Annotated in this window: 6 protein-coding genes; 1 reads left to right on the top strand and 5 read right to left on the bottom strand. The window is 74.1% G+C overall.

From position 1 onward, the window contains the following. The 4 genes from Q0L15_RS14615 to Q0L15_RS14600 all read right to left on the bottom strand — a co-directional run. Positions 1–822 (bottom strand): MoxR family ATPase (locus tag Q0L15_RS14615; RefSeq protein WP_296605184.1); only part of this gene is annotated, 822 nt, incomplete at its 3' end. A 39-nt stretch (positions 823–861) separates the two neighbouring features. Further along, positions 862–1,425: a nucleotidyltransferase family protein gene (locus Q0L15_RS14610; protein ID WP_296605183.1), complete on the bottom strand. Its 564-nt coding sequence runs from the start codon at positions 1,423–1,425 to the stop codon at positions 862–864. Positions 1,426–1,444: 19 nt separating this feature from the next. Further along, entirely contained in the window at positions 1,445–2,089 is a 645-nt protein-coding gene (locus Q0L15_RS14605; RefSeq protein ID WP_296605182.1) for a hypothetical protein, read from the bottom strand. Beyond that, positions 2,086–2,616 carry a sigma-70 family RNA polymerase sigma factor gene (locus Q0L15_RS14600; RefSeq protein WP_296605181.1) on the bottom strand — a complete coding sequence of 177 codons (531 nt, stop codon included), beginning with the start codon at positions 2,614–2,616 and terminating at the stop codon, positions 2,086–2,088. The genes Q0L15_RS14605 and Q0L15_RS14600 overlap by 4 nt, the downstream gene beginning before the upstream one ends. A gap of 54 nt (positions 2,617–2,670) precedes the next feature. Between Q0L15_RS14600 and Q0L15_RS14595 the strand changes: the two genes are divergently transcribed. Continuing rightward, positions 2,671–3,732, top strand: a complete 1,062-nt coding sequence (locus tag Q0L15_RS14595) for a tellurite resistance/C4-dicarboxylate transporter family protein (protein WP_296605180.1) — start codon at positions 2,671–2,673, stop codon at positions 3,730–3,732. A gap of 34 nt (positions 3,733–3,766) precedes the next feature. On the opposite strand, the gene Q0L15_RS14590 is transcribed toward Q0L15_RS14595, so the two are convergent. Further along, positions 3,767–4,012: DUF2249 domain-containing protein (locus tag Q0L15_RS14590; protein ID WP_296605179.1), on the bottom strand; the 246-nt coding region annotated here is incomplete at its 5' end.

Here is a 4,012-nt window from a genome sequence, read left to right as displayed (position 1 = left end):
GTACTTCACCAGCGCGCCCAGCGTCGCCGACGCCGCGGCCAGGTCGATCTCGGCGTTGCCGAGGTGGTGCAGCGCGCGGGCCCAGTCGAGCGTCTCGGCGACTCCAGGTGGCTTCTGCAGGTCGTCGCGGGCGCGCAGCTGCTGGACGAGCCCGACGACCTGGCGGCGCAGCGTCTCGGACACCTCGGGCGCTCGCGAGCGCAGGATCTCGACCTCGCGCTCGAGACCCGGGTGGTCGATCCAGTGGTAGAGGCAGCGCCGCTTGAGCGCGTCGTGCAGCTCGCGGGTGCGGTTGGAGGTCAGCACGACGAACGGCGGGGTCGCCGCGCGGACGGTGCCGAGCTCGGGGATCGAGACCTGATAGGTCGAGAGCACCTCGAGCAGGAACGCCTCGAACTCGTCGTCGGCCCGGTCGACCTCGTCGACCAGCAGCACCGCGGGGCTCTCCTGGAGTGCCCGCAGCACCGGCCGCGCGAGCAGGAAGCGGGCGTCGTAGAGGCTCTTCTCGGCCTCCTCGACGTCGGCGCGCGCCCCGGCCGCCTCGAGCGCGCGCAGGTGCAGGATCTGGCGCGGGAAGTCCCAGTCGTAGAGCGCCTGCGTCGCATCGATGCCCTCGTAGCACTGCAGCCGCACCAGCGGCAGCCCCAGGCTCTCGGCGATCGCCTCGGCCAGCGCGGTCTTGCCGGTGCCCGGCTCGCCCTCGAGCAGCAGCGGACGCTGCATCCGCAGCGCGAGGTAGGTGACCGTGGCGAGCGCGTCGTCGCTCAGGTAGCCGGTCGCGCCCAGCCGGGCGGCGACATCAGCGGGGGACGCGAGCTCCATGGACCAAGGCTACGGGGGCGGGTGTTGGTCCGGGGTTGGTCAGTCGGCCGCTCGCGGTCGGTCGACGTCGACCCCGGAGGCGAGGTCGCCGCACTCCACGAGCTCGACGTCGCGGCCGGCGAGGTAGTCGCGCGCGCCCGTGTCACCGGCCGCGAGGCCCACGACGCCCGCCCAGTGGTCGCGTCCGAGCACGACCGGGTGGCCGGCCCGGCCGGCGTACGTCGCCCGCCGCAGCGTCGCCCGGCCCGGTGCCGGGTCGAGCAGTCGGCGGACGACCTCGGCGCCCACGTCGGGGAGGTCGACAAGCGTCACGACCACCGCCTCGGCGTCGGTCGCGGCGGCGGCCGTCAGCCCGGCGCGCAGCGACGCCGACATGCCCTCGGCCCAGTCGGCGGCGACCACCGCGGTCGCGCCGGTGCCCTCGAGCAGTGGGATCGCCTCCTCGGCTGAGGCCCCGAGCACCACGGTCACCTGCGAGCAGCCGCCCGCGGCGAGGGCACGGGCGCCGCGCACCAGCCACGACTCCCCGTCGGGGGCACGGACCAGCGCCTTGGGCATCCCCATCCGGGTGCCCGCACCGGCGGCGAGCAGCAGTCCGTGCATCCGCCCAGGATGACAGGGATCAGTTCGAGAACGCCTGCTCGTAGAGCGCGGCGAGCTCGGGCGAGTACGCCGCGCTGAACCCGCACACGGTGACCCGGCCGTCGGTCGCCGAGACCAGGTAGCGCCCGCCCGGCTCGAAGTCGACCGCGCCGATGAGCGCGCGCAGGTCCTCCGCGGGCGCCTGGACACGGACGAGGTCGGTGGCGTCGCCGGCGTACCAGTGGTCGACGGCCAGCGTGACGGTCCCCTCGTCAACGGTGGTCACCGTGCCTTCGAAGGCCACGGACTGCTGGGCGATCACCTCGGCATTGGGCACCATGCACTTGGCGGCGTACGCCGCCTCGCTGGGGGCGTTCAAGGTGGTGACGGTCTGGTTGCGGGCGGCCGTCGGCGGGGCGGCCGGGTCGTCGTCGTGCCCGACGACCGCGAAGATGCCGACGCCGGCGATGATCAGCACGGCGGCCGCCGCCACGAGCCAGGTGAGCGGGCCGCGCTGCCGGGTCCCGGTGGCACGGTTCTCGGTGGTGAGCTCGGTGCTCATGACGTCCTCCAGGAGTCGGGCCACCCCCTCGGGGTCGGCCGGCGGCAAGGAGGAGGCCGGGTCGGCCGCCCGCAGGCGGTGACGCAGCTCGTCGCTGTGCTGGTCCCTGGGCTGGTCGGTCACGGCCGTCTCCTCTCTCTCGACTCCTCATGTCCGGCACCGGCCCCGGTCTTACCGAGCTGGTCGGCGAGCTTGCCGCGGGCCCGGTGCAGGCGGACGCTCGCCGCGTTGGCGGTGATGCCGAGGACCGTGGCGATCTCGGCCGGCTCCAGCTGCTCCCACGCCCACAGCCGGAGCAGCTCGGCGTCGTCGGGCCGCATCCGTCCGAGCGCGTCGCGGACCGCGTCCGCGTCCCCGTCGTCCGCGCCGGTGGCGGTCTCCACGGGCGGGTCGACGGCCATGATCCTGGCGGCGACCCGCTCCTGGCGCCGCGTGGCCCGTTCGGCGTTGCGCAGGCAGTTGCGCGCCACGGCGTACGCCCACGGCAGCGGCTCCTCGGGGAGGTCCTCGGCTCGTCGCCAGCACACCAGCAGGGTCTCGGCGAGCACGTCCTCCGCGGTGGCGGGGTCGGTGCGGCGGGCCAGGAACCGCCGCAGCGGCTCGATCAGCCCCGGCGCGACCTCTTCGAAGCGGTCCCGTCGGCTCGTCACGTCTCCACCCTCACACATCTGTCCGGCCGGTCGGTCGCGCCGTACCCTGCCGAGGTGTCCGTCACGCACGCGCCCACCCTCGCCGACCGTGTCCGCACCGGCGTCGAGGGTCTCGCACCCGGTTACTTCGCGCTGGTCATGGCCAGCGGCATCCTCTCGGTCGGCATGGAGCTCCAGGGCCACCACGTGCTCTCGACGCTGCTGCTGGTGGTGTGCGCGGCGGCGTTCGTGCTGCTGCTCTCGCTCACGGCGTGGCGGTTCGTCGCCTATCGGGCAGCCACCACCGAGGACTTCCTCGACCCGCGGCGCGGCTTCGGGTTCTTCACGTTCGTCGCCGGCACCAACGTGCTCGGCGTCCGGCTCGGGCTGGACGGCCACTACACCGCCACCGCGGTGCTGTTCGCGCTGGCGGGCAGCGCCTGGCTGGTGCTGGGGTACGTCGTGCCGTGGACGGCGGTGCTCGGCCCGCAGCCGCGGCCGGTGGTCGCCACCGCCAACGGGACGTGGTTCATCTGGACGGTCGCCAGCCAGTCGGTGGCGACCGCGGCGGCCACCCTCGAGCCGCGCGCAGGCGACGGGCGCAACGCTCTCGCGCTGATCGCGGTCGTCGCCTGGTCGGTCGGCGTGTTCCTCTACGCCGCCACCGGCGTGATCGTCGCGCTGCGGCTGATGCTCTACGAGTTCGGGCCCGAGGACCTCAACCCGCCGTACTGGGTGTCGATGGGGGCGCTGGCGATCACGGTGCTCGCCGGTGCCCGGATCGTGGAGATGGCCGACGCGCCGATGGTGGACGCGACGCGCGGGCTGGTCGCCGGCCTGGCCGTCGTGTTCTGGGCGTTCGCCACCTGGCTGATCCCGCCGCTGGTGGCCGCCGGGTGGTGGCGCCACGTGGTCCGCAAGATCCCGCTGCGCTACGACCCGACCCTCTGGAGCATGATCTTCCCGCTCGGCATGTACGCCGCGGCGGGGATCTACCTGGGCCGCGCCGACGACCTGCCGCTGGTGCACCGGATCGCCAGCATCGAGCTGTGGGTCGCGTTCGCGGCCGCGGTCACGGTCTTCGTCGCGATGCTCGTGCACGTGGACCGCACCGTCCGCCGGCCCGCTCCCCGTTGACCCGCCCGAAACTTTCGGGCGGGTCGACGTGAGGTCAGCGCGGGGCGCGGACGATCTGGAGCTTCCAGGCCTCCGGACCTCGCTCGAGGTACTCGACGCTGAGGACGCCGGGGTCGCGGCTCTCGAGCTGGGCGAGCAGCGGCAGCGGGTCGTGGGGAGCGACCAGCACCATGCCGCTGCCGGGCCGGACGCCGTCGACGGCACCGAAGACCGTGGCGTGCCGGATCGCGTGCGGGATCGTGCGCACGTCCAGCTCGGGGTAGCCGGCGGCATCGGACTC

Source organism: Nocardioides sp. (assembly GCF_024509035.1).
Classification (GTDB): domain Bacteria; phylum Actinomycetota; class Actinomycetes; order Propionibacteriales; family Nocardioidaceae; genus Nocardioides.
Note: the sequence above shows the minus strand (reverse complement) of the source record. Positions and strands in the feature narration are given on the sequence as shown.

Bases quoted from the DNA above. Each gene is read 5' to 3' on its own strand.
- Q0L15_RS14610 (WP_296605183.1), bottom strand. From the start codon at position 1,425: ATGCACGGACTGCTGCTCGCCGCCGGTGCGGGCACCCGGATGGGGATG.